The organism is Paenibacillus sonchi (assembly GCF_016772475.1).
GTDB lineage: Bacteria > Bacillota > Bacilli > Paenibacillales > Paenibacillaceae > Paenibacillus_AQ > Paenibacillus_AQ sonchi.
The window spans coordinates 2,790,536-2,808,126 of sequence record NZ_CP068595.1 but is presented as its reverse complement, the minus strand read 5'-3'; the positions used below and the strand labels follow the sequence as shown (position 1 = coordinate 2,808,126).

The 17,591-nt window shown below is 51.1% G+C and carries 15 protein-coding genes and 1 pseudogene; 2 read left to right on the top strand and 14 right to left on the bottom strand.

Features of this window, described 5'->3' with window-relative positions:
• Positions 1 to 154 precede the first annotated feature (154 nt).
• Positions 155 to 1,184, bottom strand: a pseudogene (locus tag JI735_RS12810) (glycoside hydrolase family 88/105 protein).
• A 195-nt stretch (positions 1,185 to 1,379) separates the two neighbouring features.
• Here JI735_RS12810 and JI735_RS12805 point away from each other — a divergent pair.
• Positions 1,380 to 2,321, top strand: coding sequence for an AraC family transcriptional regulator (locus JI735_RS12805; protein WP_039835224.1), 942 nt, complete (start codon positions 1,380 to 1,382; stop codon positions 2,319 to 2,321).
• Positions 2,322 to 2,860: 539 nt separating this feature from the next.
• Here JI735_RS12805 and JI735_RS12800 read toward each other — a convergent pair.
• The 9 genes from JI735_RS12800 to JI735_RS12760 all read right to left on the bottom strand — a co-directional run bounded on the left by JI735_RS12800 (position 2,861) and on the right by JI735_RS12760 (position 12,792).
• Positions 2,861 to 3,769 carry a glycoside hydrolase family 43 protein gene (locus JI735_RS12800; RefSeq protein WP_233476373.1) on the bottom strand — a complete coding sequence of 303 codons (909 nt, stop codon included), beginning with the start codon at positions 3,767 to 3,769 and terminating at the stop codon, positions 2,861 to 2,863.
• Between the two features lie 13 nt (positions 3,770 to 3,782).
• A complete protein-coding gene (locus JI735_RS12795) occupies positions 3,783 to 4,553 on the bottom strand; it encodes a carbohydrate ABC transporter permease (protein WP_083886641.1) in 771 nt (256 codons plus the stop codon).
• 56 nt (positions 4,554 to 4,609) lie between these two features.
• Positions 4,610 to 5,497, bottom strand: a complete 888-nt coding sequence (locus JI735_RS12790) for a carbohydrate ABC transporter permease (RefSeq protein WP_039835218.1) — start codon at positions 5,495 to 5,497, stop codon at positions 4,610 to 4,612.
• A 13-nt stretch (positions 5,498 to 5,510) separates the two neighbouring features.
• Positions 5,511 to 6,923: an ABC transporter substrate-binding protein gene (locus JI735_RS12785; protein ID WP_051051740.1), complete on the bottom strand. Its 1,413-nt coding sequence runs from the start codon at positions 6,921 to 6,923 to the stop codon at positions 5,511 to 5,513.
• A gap of 126 nt (positions 6,924 to 7,049) precedes the next feature.
• Positions 7,050 to 8,810: a cache domain-containing sensor histidine kinase gene (locus tag JI735_RS12780; RefSeq protein WP_083886639.1), complete on the bottom strand. Its 1,761-nt coding sequence runs from the start codon at positions 8,808 to 8,810 to the stop codon at positions 7,050 to 7,052.
• A 2-nt stretch (positions 8,811 to 8,812) separates the two neighbouring features.
• Positions 8,813 to 9,784 carry a helix-turn-helix transcriptional regulator gene (locus JI735_RS12775; RefSeq protein ID WP_202677442.1) on the bottom strand — a complete coding sequence of 324 codons (972 nt, stop codon included), beginning with the start codon at positions 9,782 to 9,784 and terminating at the stop codon, positions 8,813 to 8,815.
• Positions 9,757 to 10,407 carry a response regulator gene (locus JI735_RS12770; RefSeq protein ID WP_202677441.1) on the bottom strand — a complete coding sequence of 217 codons (651 nt, stop codon included), beginning with the start codon at positions 10,405 to 10,407 and terminating at the stop codon, positions 9,757 to 9,759. The genes JI735_RS12775 and JI735_RS12770 overlap by 28 nt, the downstream gene beginning before the upstream one ends.
• 343 nt (positions 10,408 to 10,750) lie before the next feature.
• A complete protein-coding gene (locus JI735_RS12765) occupies positions 10,751 to 11,917 on the bottom strand; it encodes a DUF4317 domain-containing protein (RefSeq protein ID WP_039835214.1) in 1,167 nt (388 codons plus the stop codon).
• A 131-nt stretch (positions 11,918 to 12,048) separates the two neighbouring features.
• Positions 12,049 to 12,792, bottom strand: a complete 744-nt coding sequence (locus tag JI735_RS12760) for a hypothetical protein (protein WP_202677440.1) — start codon at positions 12,790 to 12,792, stop codon at positions 12,049 to 12,051.
• Between the two features lie 68 nt (positions 12,793 to 12,860).
• Here JI735_RS12760 and JI735_RS36900 point away from each other — a divergent pair, with 68 nt between their 5' ends.
• Positions 12,861 to 12,983, top strand: a complete 123-nt coding sequence (locus JI735_RS36900; protein WP_267919230.1) for a hypothetical protein — start codon at positions 12,861 to 12,863, stop codon at positions 12,981 to 12,983.
• Positions 12,984 to 13,043: 60 nt separating this feature from the next.
• Here the strand turns inward: JI735_RS36900 and JI735_RS12755 are convergent, their stop codons facing one another.
• The 4 genes from JI735_RS12755 to JI735_RS12740 form a co-directional block, all read right to left on the bottom strand.
• Positions 13,044 to 14,366: a metal-dependent hydrolase family protein gene (locus JI735_RS12755; protein WP_039835212.1), complete on the bottom strand. Its 1,323-nt coding sequence runs from the start codon at positions 14,364 to 14,366 to the stop codon at positions 13,044 to 13,046.
• A gap of 90 nt (positions 14,367 to 14,456) precedes the next feature.
• On the bottom strand, positions 14,457 to 15,065 hold the full coding sequence (locus tag JI735_RS12750) for a TetR/AcrR family transcriptional regulator (RefSeq protein ID WP_039835211.1): 609 nt from the start codon (positions 15,063 to 15,065) through the stop codon (positions 14,457 to 14,459).
• 64 nt (positions 15,066 to 15,129) lie between these two features.
• Positions 15,130 to 15,291 (bottom strand): hypothetical protein, encoded by a 162-nt coding sequence (locus tag JI735_RS12745; protein ID WP_167330803.1) that lies wholly within the window; start codon positions 15,289 to 15,291, stop codon positions 15,130 to 15,132.
• 163 nt (positions 15,292 to 15,454) lie between these two features.
• Positions 15,455 to 17,464 (bottom strand): serine hydrolase domain-containing protein, encoded by a 2,010-nt coding sequence (locus JI735_RS12740; protein ID WP_202677439.1) that lies wholly within the window; start codon positions 17,462 to 17,464, stop codon positions 15,455 to 15,457.
• Positions 17,465 to 17,591: the final 127 nt, after the last annotated feature.

The following is a 17,591-nucleotide window of genomic DNA, read 5'->3' as shown; positions in this document are numbered from 1 at the left end:
CACCTGTTCTGATCTCATTCAAGCTTTATTCTCCATATCACAATCCATCCCCTTTAATAAATCTATAATTTTACATCCCCGCAAAAAAACAAGAGTAACCGTGAAGCCGTTTGTTCAACCGCCTTCAAAGTTACCCTGTAGTGTATTACTTACTCTATTCATTCCGCTGCTTAAGCATATCGGACAGAAAAGCCAGTGCCAGGCCTTGGCCCCAGCCCTGAATCCAGTCTTTGGGGATGTTGCGGTACCCTTCCCGGTCCTTCATCACTGCTGTGCCGCCGGACACACCAAGTACCCGCCCGTCTTCGCTGATATTTTGCAGGATGCCTTGCAGGGCCTTTTGCACATATTTGGTATGCAGCGGATTGCCGTTGTTGATCATAGCCGCCGCAATCCCGCAGGATGCAGATACTTCCTCATAGGAGTCTTCATCATCCAGCACCGTCCGCCACAAGCCGTTCTCCGTCTGAACAAGCTTCAGCGCCGCCAGCTGATCCCGGAGCGAACACTCCACATCCATACACTGCGGGTACAAATACCAGTCCTTCAAAAGCGGTTTGACCTGCGACATGGTATAGGCGCCCCAGGCATTCGCCCTCCCCAGAATAAACCGGACATATGATCCTGCTGCACATGATTGTAACCGTGGAACCAGAACCCGCTGCCAGGGTCTTGCAGATATTTGATATGCCAGTAATACTGATTGAGGGCATCTTGGATCAAGTCCTGGTCGTTAATTTTGCTTCCTGCGCGGAGCAGAAAAAATGCCGCCATAAACAACGTATCCGCCCAGGCCTGCTCCGGAAAATCATTGGACACGGATACCGTATGCTGCAGCACCTTGTCCCCGAACCTGAGCGCATCGTTCCGGAGATAATCCACCTTGCTCATCACAATATCCCAATATTTCTGGTTCCCTGTCTCTTCATACAAGGTGATCAGCATGTGGCCCATGGCACAGGTGTTCACTGTCCAGTCCGGCAGGCCCAGCCCGATATATTCATCCGTCCACTGGACAAGCCTATCCAAATACTCTTTATTCCCCGTGGTCTGGTAAGCTCTGGACACCCCATAATAAGCCACCCGCAGGGCCATTCCCAGGTTAAATCCATCGCCAGTGTTTTTCTGGTAACCCTGTCGATCACGCTTAGGATTTCTTCCCTGTCATATTTCAATTGAAGCATCTAAATTCCCCTCTCTGATACACACGCCCCCCAAAGGCGCTTGAGAGCCGTCCGTAATCCTGCAAACGCTTTATATACTCCATTGTAAGCAGTATAATGGTCTACATCTAAGCACATTCGCAGCAAAACTGCGCAATTCCAATCATTTATTCATAATTCCAAAATTAACGTCAATGAGAGCAGGAGTACTTCAGTATGCCCAGAAAAAAGAAGCCCGTTATTGAATACCGCCACTATAGCCTGCCCATCGATTTTCCGGTCTTGCTGTTAAGCGGGGAACGCTGGAAGATTTCCGATATCCGAAGCGAGCATCTCCATTTCCATAACCATTTGGAGATCGGCATCTGCTATTCCGACAGCGGCATCATGGAGATCAAAGGGGAAGCGGTACCTTTTACAGCCGGTGACGTAACCTTCATCCCAAGGTATCTCCCCCATACGACATACAGTTCGCCGGATACCGCCAGCCTGTGGTCCTATCTCTTCTTTTCGCCGGAGGACCTCTTTCAGCATTCCTTCAAAAGCGCATACAGCAGCTTCGAGCCGAATTTATGGGCGGTGACGGGAAAAAACTGTATATTAAACAAGGAGCAGTATCCCAAGGTGTATACCCTTGCCACGTCGGTCGTAGAGGAACTGAAGCAGCAGAAGCCCTACTACCAGGAAAATGCCTACGGCTTATTGTTATCCCTTTATATAGAGCTCCTTAGAATTCATTCCACGAATGAAATGCTGGCAGAACAAGAAGCAGAGCATAGCCTGAAAGGTGATTTTGTCATTTCCCCGGCGCTGGAGCATATCACGAAAAACTACATGACCCCCATCACCATCGATTCCCTAGCCGGGCTATGCCACTTAAGCACAACCCATTTCCGCCGAAAATTCCATGAAATCATGGGAGCCGCCCCCCTCGATTTTCTGAGCAGGACCCGAATCGAAGAAGCCTGCAAGCAGTTAAAAAGCACGGATCACTCCATTCTTTCGATCTCCGGGCAAGTCGGCTTTCACTCCATCTCCAGCTTCAACCGCTGCTTCTCCAGGCTTATGGGAGAGTCCCCCAAACAATGGCGCAAAGGCGCACAAGCCGAAGCGCAATCGGCAAAGGCGTCGATATTGGAGTTTACGGGGTGGGTGTGATGGGGGCGGCCTTGTCGGCTAACCTGCGGAGATAAGTTCAACCAGGGTAAATTTGAGCGGATCCCCTTCGGCCAATCCAAGTGGAAAAAGGTTAACTAATTTGCTCAAACACCATGCCCTCCGCAGATTAAGTGGAAAAAGGTGCATTAATTCTGCCCATTTCGCCGCTGACGAGGTAATATGGCCCAATTAAGTTCCCTTTTTCCACTTAACTCTCACAATTGTTGATTTTGGGGAGAAATAAGCTCCCTTTTTCCAACTAGCGCTTACGAAGAGGCCGGTGAGATAGCGCTAGTGGAATTAGGATAGCTAGACCGGCGGATTCCCCAACTTTATAGGTCCCAAGATAAGGGGAAACTGGCCGGCCTCGCTCCAACAACGGCATTTCTGCCGTTGTTTCCGGGCGATCCGACCTTCGGCGCTTCAACAACGGTAGTTCTGCCGTTGTTTCCAGGCGAACCGGCCTTCGGCGCTTCAACAACGGCATTTCTGCCGTTGTTTCCAGGCGAACCGGCCTTCGGCGTATTCGCAAGGAGCGCTTACCAGCGATCGGTCATGATTACCGGCTTAATCCCTCCGGCCTCAAATTCCATCCTGTCGATGCATAACACGCGGTTGCCCGGCTCCTTGTCCCCGATGATTCTCCGGTGATAGACAATCAGCCATTCATCCTCATCGGGCAGATGCAAATATCCGTGATGGCCGGGGCCCTCTGCCACAGGCTCCTGCCTTTCCAGAATGGTTCCCTCGTTGGCGAATGGCCCGAGCGGACTGGCGCTGACACCGTAGGCCACACGATAGGTGCCGTTGGTCCATCCGCCCATGGACCACATCAGATAATAGAGGCCGTCCTTCTTGATCATGCATGGCCCCTCCACATAGCCAGGAGGCGTAATAGAACGAACCGTCTGCCCATCGGAAAAAGCAACAAATCCGGTCATATCCTCATTCATCCGGGCCACGTTGCAGTGTCCCCAGCCCCCGTAATAGAGATAGACCGCGCCGTCATCATCCTTGAATAAATGGGCGTCGATCGGCTGGGCGCCGTGAATGAAACGGTCAATCAGCGGCTTGCCGAGATAACCCCTGTAAGGGCCTTCCGGGGAATCTGCAACGGCAATCTCCAATCCTCCGGCTTCCCCGTCCTTCTGGATATCATTGGAGGCGAACACAAGGTAATGCCTGCCCTGATGCTCAATCTGGGTAGGCGCCCACACCGCTCTCCAGATCCAGGGGAAATCCTTCATCTCAATAATGCTGTCGTGTCTGTTCCAATGGATCAGATCCACAGAACTGAAAGCATCCAGATTCATCTGCTGCGTATATTCCGTAAAAGACCTGGTGGCATAAATCCAGTGCCTGCCTTGATAGGTTCTTGCCTCCGGGTCCGCATACCAGCCGGGTATGACAGGGTTCGTTATCCCTTTCAGCAGATGCTCTTCTTTCAACGGACATCCTCCTTTATCCTTTTAATCCCGTTAAGGTTATGCCCTCCAGAAAGTAGCGCTGGCCGGCCAGAAACACAATGACACAAGGCAGGACAACTGTGGCCGAAGCCGCCATCAGCAGATCCCACTGTGCGGTGTAGGAGCCCTGGAACATTTGCAGGCCCAGAGCAAGGGTGAAGAGGCTGTCGCTCTTCAAATAAATCAGCGGTCCCATGAAGTCGTTCCAGGAGGCCAGGAAGCTGAATAAAGCGACCACGATCACGGCGGAACGGCTCAAAGGGAAAATGATGCGGGTATAGATTTGCCAATAACTGGCCCCGTCCACAAAGGCTGCCTCATCAAAATCACGCGGAATCGTTAAATAGAACTGCCGCAGCAGGAAAATATTGAAGATTCCGCCGCCGAAGTAAGCGGGGATAATGAGCGGATATAATGTATCATAGAAGCCCAGCGCCTGCCAGCCCAGAAAGCTCGGTATCATCGTTACCGCCGCCGGCAGCATCATGCTGGTCATCAGAATGGCGAATACGGTATCCCTGCCCTTCCACTGAATCCGTGAAAATCCAAAGGCGCCGATCGTGCTCGTGATGACAGTCCCCACAAGCACCGTGACCACAATAATAAGCGTATTCTTGAAAAAGGTGTCAAACGGCAGCGCCGTGAGCGCCCTCTGAAAATTGCTCCATTGAAACGGGGCCGGAATCCATTCCGGAGGCATGGTGAAAATCTGCGATAAATTCATCAATGAGCTGCGGACCAGCCATACAAACGGAATGATGAACATTCCCGAGATGAGTACAAGCGCTCCATAACCTGCGGCAAGTGTCAGCTTCGATTGCCTCAAGAACGTTCCCCTCCTTCGTAATATACCCAGGACTTCGAGGTTCTGAAGACGATAACGGTAAAGAACAGAATAATCACAAACAAAATCCAGGCCAGCGCAGACGCATAACCCATATCGGCATCCCGGAAGCCCGTTCTCCACAGATAAAATACGTAGAAGAGGCTTTTATTGTTCGGTCCGCCTTGCGTCAAAATATAGGCTTCGTTGAAGACCTGGAAGGAGCCGATAATAGTCATGATCGTATTGAAGAAAATCGTGGGGGTCACCATCGGAATCGTCACGTGGCGCAGCCTGTGAAACCAGCCGCCTCCATCGACCTCAATCGCTTCATAATATTGCCGGGGGATGCCGGAAAGTCCCGCGAGGAAAATAATCACCGTGCTTCCGATGCCCCACAATGTGGTGAGAACGACCGACGGAATGACGCTTTCCTCCGAATACAGCCAGCCGCTGGTCGGCAGATGCAGCCGGCTTAACAGCGAGTTGATCAGACCAAGATCGGGATTAAGCAGCCACATCCAGATCATGGCCGACGCCACCGCCGGTACGATGCTCGGGAGATAGATAATCGTGCGGAATATCGCCCGGCCCTTCACATTGAGATTCAGCAGCAGCGCGACGGCGAAGGACAGGATGATCACGGCAGGCACACGCAGCACGACGAAATAGAAGGTTGCGCCCAGCGATTGATAGAACAGCTCATCCTCGCCGGAGAACAGCCGTATATAATGATCCAGGCCGGTAAAAGAGGTGTGCGCTTTGAAGACATTGTAGTCGGTCAGGCTGAGCACCAGGCTTGCAATCATGGGACCCAGCGTAAAGACGGCAAATCCGAGTATGGCGGGGGCGGTGAACAACAGCCCGTAGAACATTCCCTTTCGCATACCTGCCTCCAGTCTATTCCTTGATATCGCGGCGTCCCTTGATTTGTGCCTGCACTTTTGCCGCAATGGAATCCATCGCTTCCTGGGCCGATTGCTGGCCGAGCCACACCTTATCCAAGGCAGGATTGACGATATCCATAATATTATTGAAATTCTTCACATAGCCTGTCGGCGTCTGATGCCCTTTCGTCAGAATCACATCAACAATCGCCTCTTTGTAGCCGGAGGGTCGTGCCTCCAGATTTTCTGTCCATTTTGCCAGCAGCGCGGGGTCCGTGTACCAATCCTTGAGGGAAGGCATCCAGGTGCCGGCTGTAATCATATCTATTGAAGCCTCCGGGTCAACAAGCGCTTTCATGAGCTCCCATGCTTCCTGGGGATGCTTGGTAGACTTGAAGATAGAAAACATCGCGCAGACCACAGTAGTCACCGGCTCTTTCAGAACAGGCATAACTCCGACATTGAAATTGAACTTGGATTGCGCCAGCCCTGCGCTCGCCCATTGCCCGTCGATGGTCATCGCCACCTTTTTGGTCTGGAGAGCTACGTTCGTAGCCGGGATATTCTTCGACTGCACGGGGGAAGGCGATACGTGATATACGTTCATCAGATCTGATATTTTCTGAATGGCTTCTACAGCCTCCGGCTGGTTGAGTCCGAACGACTTTCCATCCGCCGAGATAAAGTCTCCGCCGTTGGAGTAGATAAAGTTGCTGTACACTCCCCACCAGGTGGAGGCATTCACCCCGTATTGTTTGATTTTGCGGGGATCGAAATCCGGATCAGCCGCTGTTTTGCCGTTGGTGTCCACGGTCAGCTTCTTGGCGGTCTCCACGAATTCATCCCAGGTCCAGGCATCGGCTACATTCGACGGGGGCGGTGCAATTCCGGCTTCCTTAAAGATATCTTCATTGTAGAACAGGCCGAAGGACTCGGGTCCCGGACCAATGCCGATTACATTTCCCGGCTCCAGTGAATAGATAATATTGGGAACCAGCGTACCGGGGCTGATATCGGCATCATGATCGAGAAATTCCTGGAGATTATAGAACTTCCCCTGCTCGGCCAGAGGGAAAGCGATGGTGCCGGATTCCATCATGGCGACATCCGGAACATCGTTTCCGGCCACCATGGTTGTAAGCTTGGTATCATAATCAGCGGCAATATGCTGAAGCTCTACCTTGATATTAGGAAATTTGTCCTCAAACCTCTGGATGGCCTTTTTGTACGGAGCCACTTCTTCGGGCGAACCCCAGACCGTCATCCGCAAGGTAATCTTCTCCTTGGATCCGGAATTCCCGGAACTCCCGGAAGACGCGGAGGTATTAGAGCTTTCTGAACCGGATTTCGAGCATGCAGACAGTACAGCGGCAAGCATCAGGACCAGTGCCATTACAGTGAAGAGCGATTTTCTTTGTCGCAACATCTTCCGAGCCCCTCTCGATTTCAAAATTCAACGGTTCATAGCTGCAGTCTATGATGGCTTTATTATAAAATAATAGATAGCGCTTACATAACCCTAATCTCTTTGGAATGGTGGATTAAGATTAGCTTATACCGGCAGTGTAATCACAACCCTTGTCCCTTCTCCCGGAGCGGAAACAATGGAAACGCCGTATGGCGTCCCATAAGCGATCTGAATGCGGTCAATGGTATTCTTAATGCCCACGGATGAAGATTTCTGGTACAAAATCGCCTGAACCGTCTCCTGGCTCATGCCCCGTCCGTTATCGGCCACCTCATAAAACCGGGTTCCCTCTGCAATCCAGCCGCGGATGCGGATCATGCCGCCCGATTCCGTCTGGTTGAAGCCGTGCAGAATCGCATTCTCTACAAACGGCTGGAACAAAAGCCTGGGCACATCGTATTCATAGAGCTGCGGATCGATAGCATACTCTACAGTGAACTTGTCCTCGAAACGGATCGACATGATATAGAAATAGTTATCCATCCAGTTCATTTCTTCGGACAGATGGACAGCATCCCAGGTCTTTCTGGAGGTGTAGTGCAGCATATTGGATAAACAGACCAGCATTCTGCTCAGCTCCTGCTGACCGTTCTCAATCGCCGTCCAGTTCATCACATTCAGGGTATTGTATAGAAAATGCGGATGCATCTGCATCGTAAGCGCCTGAATTTCGGCTTCCTTTTCCTTCAGCTTGATCTCGTAATTTTCCGTGACCAGCAGATGAATGCGGTCATTCATCCGGTTGAAGCGCTTGGTCAGCATGCCGAACTCATCGTTGGTCACGACCTCCACCCGGGTCTGAAAATCCCCCTCGCCCACCGATCTCATCGCGCTTAGCAGCCTTTTGATCGGCTTGGTGATTTTGCCGGCGATAAAAAAAGCGAGAATAAAGGCCGCAATGCCGAGTACAACCGCCAGTACGGTAATGGACGTCCGGATTACGGGCACAAAGCTGCTCAGCAGCCCCGCTTCGGGAATCCAGACCACAGACATCCATCCGGTAACCTCCGAGCGGTCAAAACAGACAATGACCGCTTCCCCGTCCAGGGTCATCCTCCGGGCCCCGCTTCTCTCCTGCTTCAGCTCATCCAGCCATGCCTCCTTAGAAGTGCGTGCTACAGCGCCCGGCTCACTGCTGGCCACGACCTTATCATACGGATCAAGCACCATATAGCGCGCGCTTCCCGAAATGCTGTCCGCGTACAAGGATTTCAGCACCTCGGATTTGAAGCTGATGGCAAGGACAGGCCGCTCCGCCCGGGCATTCATTTTTTCCAGCTTCGTATTGCCCAGATACGTGAAATCCAGCACGCGTGTAGCGGAGAACAAATAACGGAACTCCAGATTTCCGCTCTGGAGATAGGGCTGGTGGAACATGGATACGAAATCGTAGGTCGGAACCCAGACCAATTTCCCTCCCGCCTGCCGCGCCACTTCATAGATATCCGATTGCGTAGGATCGCCTTGAGGCAGCGTTTGTCCAAAGGTGAAGTAAGAGGTCCATAACTGGTAGGCATAAATATCCTGATTCTGTGAAAAGTATTTGCCGAGTATAGCCGTTACCTGCCGGTCCGCTTCAAACAGCCCCGCTTCGTTCGCGGGGTCCAGCTGGTTGAAAATGCGGAATAAATCCTTATCCAGGAATAAGGACATGCTGTTCTGGTCCACGATCCGCAGCTTCGTATCCATGACCTCATTGTTCTTTTTGACAAGCTCATACACATTTTTCTGCGCCTGTTCCGTGATAATCTGCAGGCTGGTCCGATAGAATAAGGTCCCCAGTACGAGAAGGGGGATGGTGATCAGAAAAATATAACTGGCCAGCAGCCGGTACCGGAAGGTCATCTTCATGCCTCCCGTTTCCTTTGCGAAAGTACGTGCTTATAGGTTTTTGGCGACATGCTGTGATATTTTTTGAATACGCGGCAGAAATATTTGGGGTCCTGAAACCCGCACTCTACAGAGATCTCGTATATTCTGAGCTTATCCTCCGCAAGCAGCTCCTTGGCCCGCTTCATCCGGACTGCCGTTACATGCTCGGAGAAGGTCCGTCCCGTCCTGCTCTTGAATAACGTGCTGAAGTAGGAAGGGTTGAAATGGAAGTAATCTGCCGCCCGTTCCAGCGTCACCTCTTCCTTCGTATGCTCCCGTATCCAGCTTAGACATTCGGTGATGACAACCTCCCCTTGATCCTGTCTGGACAGGCTCAGCGCAAGCTGCACCTCCTGGAGAGCCTTTGCCAGCCGGGCCATCAATTCCTTATATGAGCTGCACGAACGGATAAGCCTTGTGGCGGTATCGGCGAGGATCTGCCCGGCCTTCCTGTCCAGAATATCCTGGTTGTCACTCCGGATCTGGAGCAGCATAAGCGACGCCTTCTCCTTCAACAGCATCGGAACGGCATGCCCGCCGCCCGCAAGCTGTGTGAATATTTCGCCGCATATGTGCAGAACAAGCGCCGCATCGTCCCCTTTCAGAGCTTCGTACAGCCTGCCCCAATCCGGACTTGCCGCCAGGGGCGAGGAAGAGATTTCATCTGAAAAAACCAGCCCATTCCAGCCTTCATAAAAATTATAGCTGCAGGCCCTTCTGGCCAAGAGATAAGCCTGCGGCGCGCCGGCAAGCAGGGAAGGGGATGCCGGCCCGATACCATGGGCAAGGCGTCCCGTATGCGCCCAATCGGACGCCAGGGCGGCGGCGAGGGCCCGCGCCTTCCCCCGCTGCTCTCCGTCAAGCCGCCGCAGGCCAACCAGGGTAACGGCTGCCTGGCGGCCATCCTCCAGCGTTCCGCTTAACGGAACCGTGAGCGCCTCCCCCATTGGGACCAGACCTGCTCAAGCCTGCTTACGAGCTGGTCACTGTCCTGCGGTTGAGCGCCTTCCCGGAAGCTTTCCAGCTCCGAATACACCACAACCCCGCTCTCCCGCAGCCATTCATAACGGTTCAGCTCCTCCAGCTCCGGCACTGTCGCACTTCCGTTCAGCCAGGCCAGAATCAGGCGGTTGCGGTAGGCACAGGAAGACAGCTGAAGGCGGCGCTCCAGCGCCTCCGCTTCGCGGCGCTGCTTCCGTTCCGCATTCAGCTGGACGTCGATGCGGCTCAATACATCCTCTATTTTCTGGACGTCCACCGGCTTCAGCAGGTAATCATAAGCGCCGTGACGGACTGCCGTCTGCGCATATTCGAACAGATTGTAAGCGGATACCATTACAACTTTGGCTTTAATGCCCTCCAGTTTAAGCCACTCCAGAAACTCCAGTCCATCCATGCCAGGCATACGGATATCCGTCAATATCGCCTCCGGGCGATGCGATTTCGCCAGTTCCATGGCCGCCAAGCCATCCTTTGCCACGGCAACCTGGTCTTCCGGCCGAAGGCGGTGAATCAGGTTAACCATTCCCCGCAGATGCCTGGGCTCATCATCCACAATCAATATTCTCACTATGCTCAGCCTCCCGACTCTTATTGCAGTTCATAACAGCCGTCCCGCAAGAGCGTTTCATCAGGATAAGCCGCCCTGCGGTATGAATCAGCCGGTTGTTTGCTCTAATTATAAAAGTCCTTCCTGCCTCTTCATAGTACATTCATATTGGATAGGTGGACTGTGATTGGGAGAGGGAGAATTACTCAAGGTCCTCCGGTGACTCATCCTCCAGCAAGACGATATCTTCTCCTTGGGATTGTCTCATTGTGATATTCTCTTTCCCCCAGGTACACATAAATACAAGCATGGGCTACCCCCAGTCTTTATCCAAGACTTCAAGGATAGCCCTTCCTCCAGAAAATTATAACGTCTCCGTATTGAGCGTAAACCCTTCGATCACAACTTCCTCGTCCACCTCGATCATGATGCAGCGTTTCCCCTGATAATTCACCTGCTTCACATATCTGAGATCCTGCGGGCTGACCGAAATCGTGGCAACCTTCGTCTCGATCTTAATCGATTTGGTCGTATATTTCGGGATAACGCTGCTTGCCTTCATTTCGTAGTACTTATCATCGATGACCGTTTCGAACGCCCGCTCCACCTTTTCCGCCGTCACGTTCTCAACGCCGCTTGATGCCAGGACGCGTTCTACATCTTTGTAATCCAGCTTAGGAGGCTCTTCCTCCCCTTCGCCGCTTTCGATGACCTGTTGGATTTCCTCATACACCTGGGCGAGGGTGGTTGTATCGAGCTGTTCGCCCGCCAATTCCTTCACGATATCCTCGAAGAAGCTTCTCTCTTCCAAGGCGGTCACCGATCGCTCGGCATTCAGGACCTGCTCGATGAACTGCGGGTCCGGATAATTCGATTTTCCCGTACAGTACAGAACGCGGTTCACATCCGAATAGTTGTCCGTCACACTCGGATAAAAGAAGCCCTGCTCCGGCGAGCTCAGCTTGATAATCGGATCGACAATAATATTGTACTTGAATTCCCGCTCCACATAGTCGAACATGAGGTTTTTGCGCTGCTGTTCCGTGGAATTTACGCTGCACAGAATGAACGGATGCGCGAACATCTCATCCTTCCCGCTCTCTTCGGCTTCTTCATTTCTCGCCTTAGTCGGCCGGTAATACTGCCCGCGGACAAAAGTGACTACCATATCCTTTTCATACTTGGCATCTACCAGCATCTTGTCCACGAGCAACATCATCAGGTCCTGCCATTCTTCAGGATCACCTGTCACCAGGCCCTGGTGAAGCATGACCCGCGCCGGCTCCTCCGAATCCTCCTGAAACTTCAGCTCGAACAGCTTATGGTCCAGCTCGCCGGTGAGCAGTTTTTTGAAATTGCCCATATACAGCTCCTGCTTCTCTCTGTCCACGAGGCCAAACGGCAGGCGCTCCCAATGATAGATCTCGCTAGTTTCCTTCATAATATACACGTTCAGAATGTCGTAGATGTTCATCAGATCATGATCCAGCTTAAATTGCTTGCGTATGTGCGCGACTTCTTTTTTATTCATAACAGGTTCGGCAGCTCCTTAGGTGTGTAATGGCTCTATCTAGTATAAATGATAAGGACGAAGTTTGTTAACAGTATTGCAGCAAGCAAAAATACCCGCAGGCGGATCGTCACAGGTATTCAGCGGGAGGGTCAAGCTCCCCTATAGCTTCTCAACATACTGCTTCGCCTCGCCCAGAGACAGATCCGTATGCTGGCGGACGAGCTTAATGGCCGGAATGAGCTTACCGTCCTTCTTGAGCTGGCGGACCGATGCCTGAATATCTTCAGGGGAATCTGCCGGCCATTACCTGCTTCCGCTCTGCGCTTCATCTCAGCAGCTGCTTTCTGCTCTTGTTCTTCCGTCAGGAACTCGTCTGCAGTCTGGATTAACGGTAGACTGTGCTGCGGCAGCATGCCAATGACGGCTCCAAGAAGGGTTCCGGCAATGGAGTACAAGGCCAAATACTGTACAAAGCGGTATAAATACAGCCATGCCGTGCTAAGCTCCAGAACCTCCCCGCTCTGCTTCAGAATGGTGATATGATCCGTGATGGCATATTCACCGGGCGCATAATTATTTACATCCTGCATGACCTGCAATTCCCCGATCGGCGAAACGATCCATTCGAGCGGCTTATTAAAAACAGGGTTGCCTGCCGTATCGATCATCATGCTGAACAACGTGAATACGGCAATGACATAGACAATATTACGGTTCCACGTAAACCGTTTCGCAAGCACCACAATACTAAACACCACCAGCAAGGTAAGGCCCCTTATGTAATTGTTATGTAGATAAGCTTGTAAAACCGCCGGCAAAACCCATCCGAACAACAGCACCATAATGGCTGCAAACAGAAAGACAAACAATAGGACCTTGGCATTTTTTTTCATATATCAGCATCCTCTCTTTCACTCTAATACATTTTTACCCAAACGACCTGAACTTGTTGCGGTAAAACATGGGGCGGAGAGCAGAAGCGATGCATTATTTGGCGCAGCTGCAATTCAAATACGGAGCCGAAAAGCGATGGGCGATATTTGAGAGGAAATATGGAGCTATTTTTGAGGAGTATGGGATTTGAAATATGCTGAATATTATGTAAACAAAAAGAAATAGGCCGCCCTGCTCAAAGGTAGCGGTCCTATTCCCACACCAAATCAAGCAGCTCGTCCACTGCCTGAATTCGGGTCACCGCTGGTGTCTGTATAAGGTTTCCTCTGACCATAACCATAGCGGTGCCCGCCAAAGCTTGTATGTTATCCAGCGGGTTCTGCTCCAGCACGATTAAATCCGCCTGCTTGCCGATATCAATGCTCCCCGTCAGGTGATCAATCCCCAGAATTTCTGCATTAGATTTCGTCACCTGCTCAATGATCCGGCGCGAGTTCAGCTTCGTTTGTCTCATGAAATGGTCCAGCTCCCGCCACAGATCGTAATGGGTGACATAGGGCATAGCGGCATCCGTACCAACGCCAATTTTGATATTATGTTCTACGGCTTGCCGCACCCCTTTCAGCATGGAGTCATACACCCGCCGGGAATTTTCCTTAACCGTCTCACTTACCTTCGTCAGGCTCAGGTCCAATTTGGCACTCGGATATGCGGCCTGCAACGTTGGAATCAAAGCGGTGTAGCCTTTTAATGCCCTGGGATTATTCTGGTACAGGCTGATAATCTCTTCATCCATCTCCGCGCCGTGTTCAATGGTATCGACCCCGCCCTTTAGCGCGACTCTCACCCCTTCGGTACTTTCCACATGGGCCGCCACGCGTATGCCAATTTTATGGGCTTCCTCACAAATAGCGGCGACTTCTTCCTCCGTCATTTGCAGACGGCCTGCTTCTCCGACTGTTTTGGCATCGGTAACCCCGCCGGTCACACAGATTTTGATGAGATCTACTCCGTTTTTCACATTGATTCTCACATTTTTCCTTGCTTCCCATGGTGAATCGCCAACCAAAGCCAAATAAGGTGCACCATGCCCGCCCGTTACGCTCAGAAAATAACCGGACACCAGCAGATTAGGCCCGACAAACTGATTCGCCTTAATTTCATCCCTCAACTGCACATCAGTATACAAGAACTCCCCTACGCTGCGCATAGTGGTTACCCCGGAATGCAGGGCGGTCAGGGCATTTCGCTTCATCCGTTTCTTCAGCACGCTTCGGCCCAGCCTCGTATCCAACATATGACGAAACGCAAAATCCAGCAGCCCTTCGCTGGCTGACAGCGTAAACGGCTTACCGTCGGCAAAAAGATGGACATGCGCATTGATCAAACCGGGCATCACATATTTCCCTTCTACATCGATTACTTGATAATGGCTTGGGATGGCCGTCTCGCTTGCTTTGCCAATCTCCTGAATCAGCCCGTCACGGATCAGAATCGTCATATGGGCAGCTACGCCTCTCTCCGCGTCTCCATAAATCACATTGCAGTTCTTAAATGCATAACCTGTCTTCACCGTTTCTTCCTCCTTCGCATAATCACGCTGCTCAATATTGAATCACAAATTCATTATTAGGTTAAAAAAATAGGGACTCGCACATCGGCGTTATTCATTGATGCCCGTGAGTCCATGCAGCCAATATAAGCTCAGTGCCTCAAAAATCCGTCTCCGGCTATCAGCGCCCATTTCCCGCTTCAATAAATCCAGAATCATATTGATGACATTGCTCGCAATAATGCTCAGCAGAATCATATTTTCTTGGGTGCCGATTTCATATCTTTTATAATGATCCTTTAAAAAGGGCTTTTTGGTTTCGATCATCAGCTCAATTAGCTCGTTTTTGGCATTGCTGTAGACTGTCCCTTTATTTTTCTCAAAAATAATGACGATCTGCATGCTATATTGCGTTAACAGGTTCATTTGCTCCTGAACGATGGCCGATTGCTTGGCACTACCCGCTCTCTCAAAAAAAGTCTGGTTATCCAGACGAATGCTCTCCACCAGCACATTCTTCAAATAATCCACCAATGACGGCGGCACCACGGCATAGAATAATTCCTTTTTATTTTTAAAATAAGTATAAATATTCCCGACCGAAATCTGGATTTCATCGGCAATATCGTTCATTTTGGCATCCGCAAAACCTTTGCGGAAAAACACCTTCAAAGCAGCGGATTCGATATCCCTCTTAACTTCGTCTTTCTTCGCTTGCATGCTGGGCGCTCCTTAATAGTGAATGGGTTATTCGTTATTAGGGTAATGCAGAAATAGGGGTTTGTCAAACTTCCGCAAGAATTTCTTTCATTCCATTAGAATGTTCTTTCACTAATTTGCCCGCCTCGTCTTTGTAGACAACATAAGTTCCATTTGCCTTAGCGTCCAGCTTTGCACGTTCACCTGTTAACTTAATCAGCTTCATTAAATCATTGTTAGCTTCCATACTTGAACACCCCATTTCTTTCAGAATACCATTAAAAAAGAATATATGCACTTCCACATATTTTCAACAACATGTATCCAAAAAAATCATTCACCACCAACTCCGCATGTATTGAATGAGCTATCCCAAGTCTTTAATCAAAGACTTGGGATAGCCCTTAAATTCATTTCACGGACAACCGATTGCAAAACAGGCTCAGCAATGCGGCAGCCTCCTGCCGCAAGAGGGGCTCGGTTGACCGGTAGTCCAAAGCTCCGGCGGAATTCGGTGCAAGTTCCGGCCCGTACATGCCGTTATTCACAATATACTTCACAGCATCCACGGCCCAAGGCGCCGTGTCCCCCGCAAGCTTGGCTCCGGATGATTGGGTCATATTCACTCCGGCGATCATCGCCGCCCGCCACATCAAGACAGCGGCCTCCTGGCGCGTAATATCCGCAGTGACAGCAAAGCTCTGCTCCGGTCCGCGCCCTTGCACAAGCCCAAGCTCGATGGCTTTCTGCACATAGCCCAAATATTTTTTCTCTTCGGGTTCACTCGTTAACGTCGTGTTTTTGGATGGGGCTACCCCTGTCAAATGCATAAGCCCCGAAATAAACTCCGCCCGGGTGATTTCCCGCTCCGGATGAAAAGCGCTCTCCCCATCAGAAGCCAATACACCGAGCTGACCGGCTTCATGAATCCATGCCGCATAAGGATGCTCCTTCCCCACATCCGAATATACAGGGGGTTCAGGCACTTTTTTCGCCCAGCTATCCATCTTATTGTAAAAGGCATATTGGGTACCGTTGGAATTGACCTTGAAGGCCGCCTTATTCCCTAGCTCATCTTCAAACAACAAGGGAGCTATTTCCCGGAGGATATGCGACCCATAAGGGTCCTTGATTTTCAACTTGCCATCATCCGTAGCGGAAACCTGAAGAATCCAGAAGGGAAGCCGCAAATCCTGATAAATCCCGGTCAGCTGGCCCAGCTCCGCCTGGGATGTGACTGTAGTGGAAGCCGTTGTTGGTTTCCCAGGATAATAATGATCCATAAAAGCTTTGAAGAACTTCTCCCGCAAATCCGGGCCGTCACTGTTAAAAATAACAAAACCGCCTACGTTCTGTTCCGGCATAAGCCACATCCAGGAGTGATACCCCGGCAAATCCCCGCCCTTACCAATAACACGCTGGCCGTTGTAGCTATTTTGATAAAAGGATTCAAAACCGTAGCCCGTGCCAGGAACCTGCGGATGAATCTGATGGTGGATCTGCTGCATATCCTTAACCGAATCCCCGCTCAGAATCCGGGCCCCTGCGAGCTGTCCGCCATTCAACTGCGCGATCATAAATTGGGCCATGTCCCTTCCGGTGGAGAACATGCCGCCATCCGGTGACTCGGCGGGCCTGGACGGATATTCGGGGATCGGGTCTTTTTGGGCTGTATAGGGTACAGCCAGATCCTTCCGCAGCCCGGGCGTCAGCTTAAAACTGCTGCTCCCCATGCCAAGGGGCTTGAAAATATGCTCCTGCACATATTGGGTAAACGGAACGCCGGTCATCCGCTCCACAATATACCCCTGCAAATTAAAGGCATAGTTATCGTACCGGTAAGCTTCACCGGGCTCCCGGACAATCGTAGGCACATTTTCCTTGATGAACTGCTTGTTGGAAATCTCTTGTGCTGAGCCGCCGGCGCTATCCGTATAATCAAACCCGGAGGTATGGGTCAACAGATGCTCCATGGTTAGGGTTTTATTGGTTTTGTTGACAATGTTCAATTCTCCCAGATAAGTCTGGAGACCAGCATGTAAATCAATGGCCCCCTGTTCGGCCAGCTGCATGACCGCTGTTGCGGTGAACAATTTGGAAATGGAAGCTACACGGAAAACGGTCTTTTCCGGATCGATCGGCTTCTTGCTGCTGATATCAGCGTAGCCGTAGCCCTTTTCAAGCAAAATCTGATTATTCTTCACTAACACAACGGCTGCCCCGGCAAGCTGCTTCTTGATTTGCGGCTGATTGAAGAATTGATCGGCAAAAGCTTCCGCTTCCTTCGCTTCCGTTACCCCTGTGGTTTGTGGTTTAAGGGCGGATGCATATGCCGCCGGCTGCGGGACAAACGAAGCTATGAGCAAACTGCTGAATACGGGTAAAAGAACCTTCCGACAAACAATTGTGCGAATATGCATTACACTGCCTCCTGTTTTGAATGCCTGGATGAATGTGCCGGACCGACAGCAAAATACCCGCTAATCTGGTTAATCCCACTCCTTTCATGTATTGCGGGCTGATCCGGGACCTCCCCAACCTAACAGA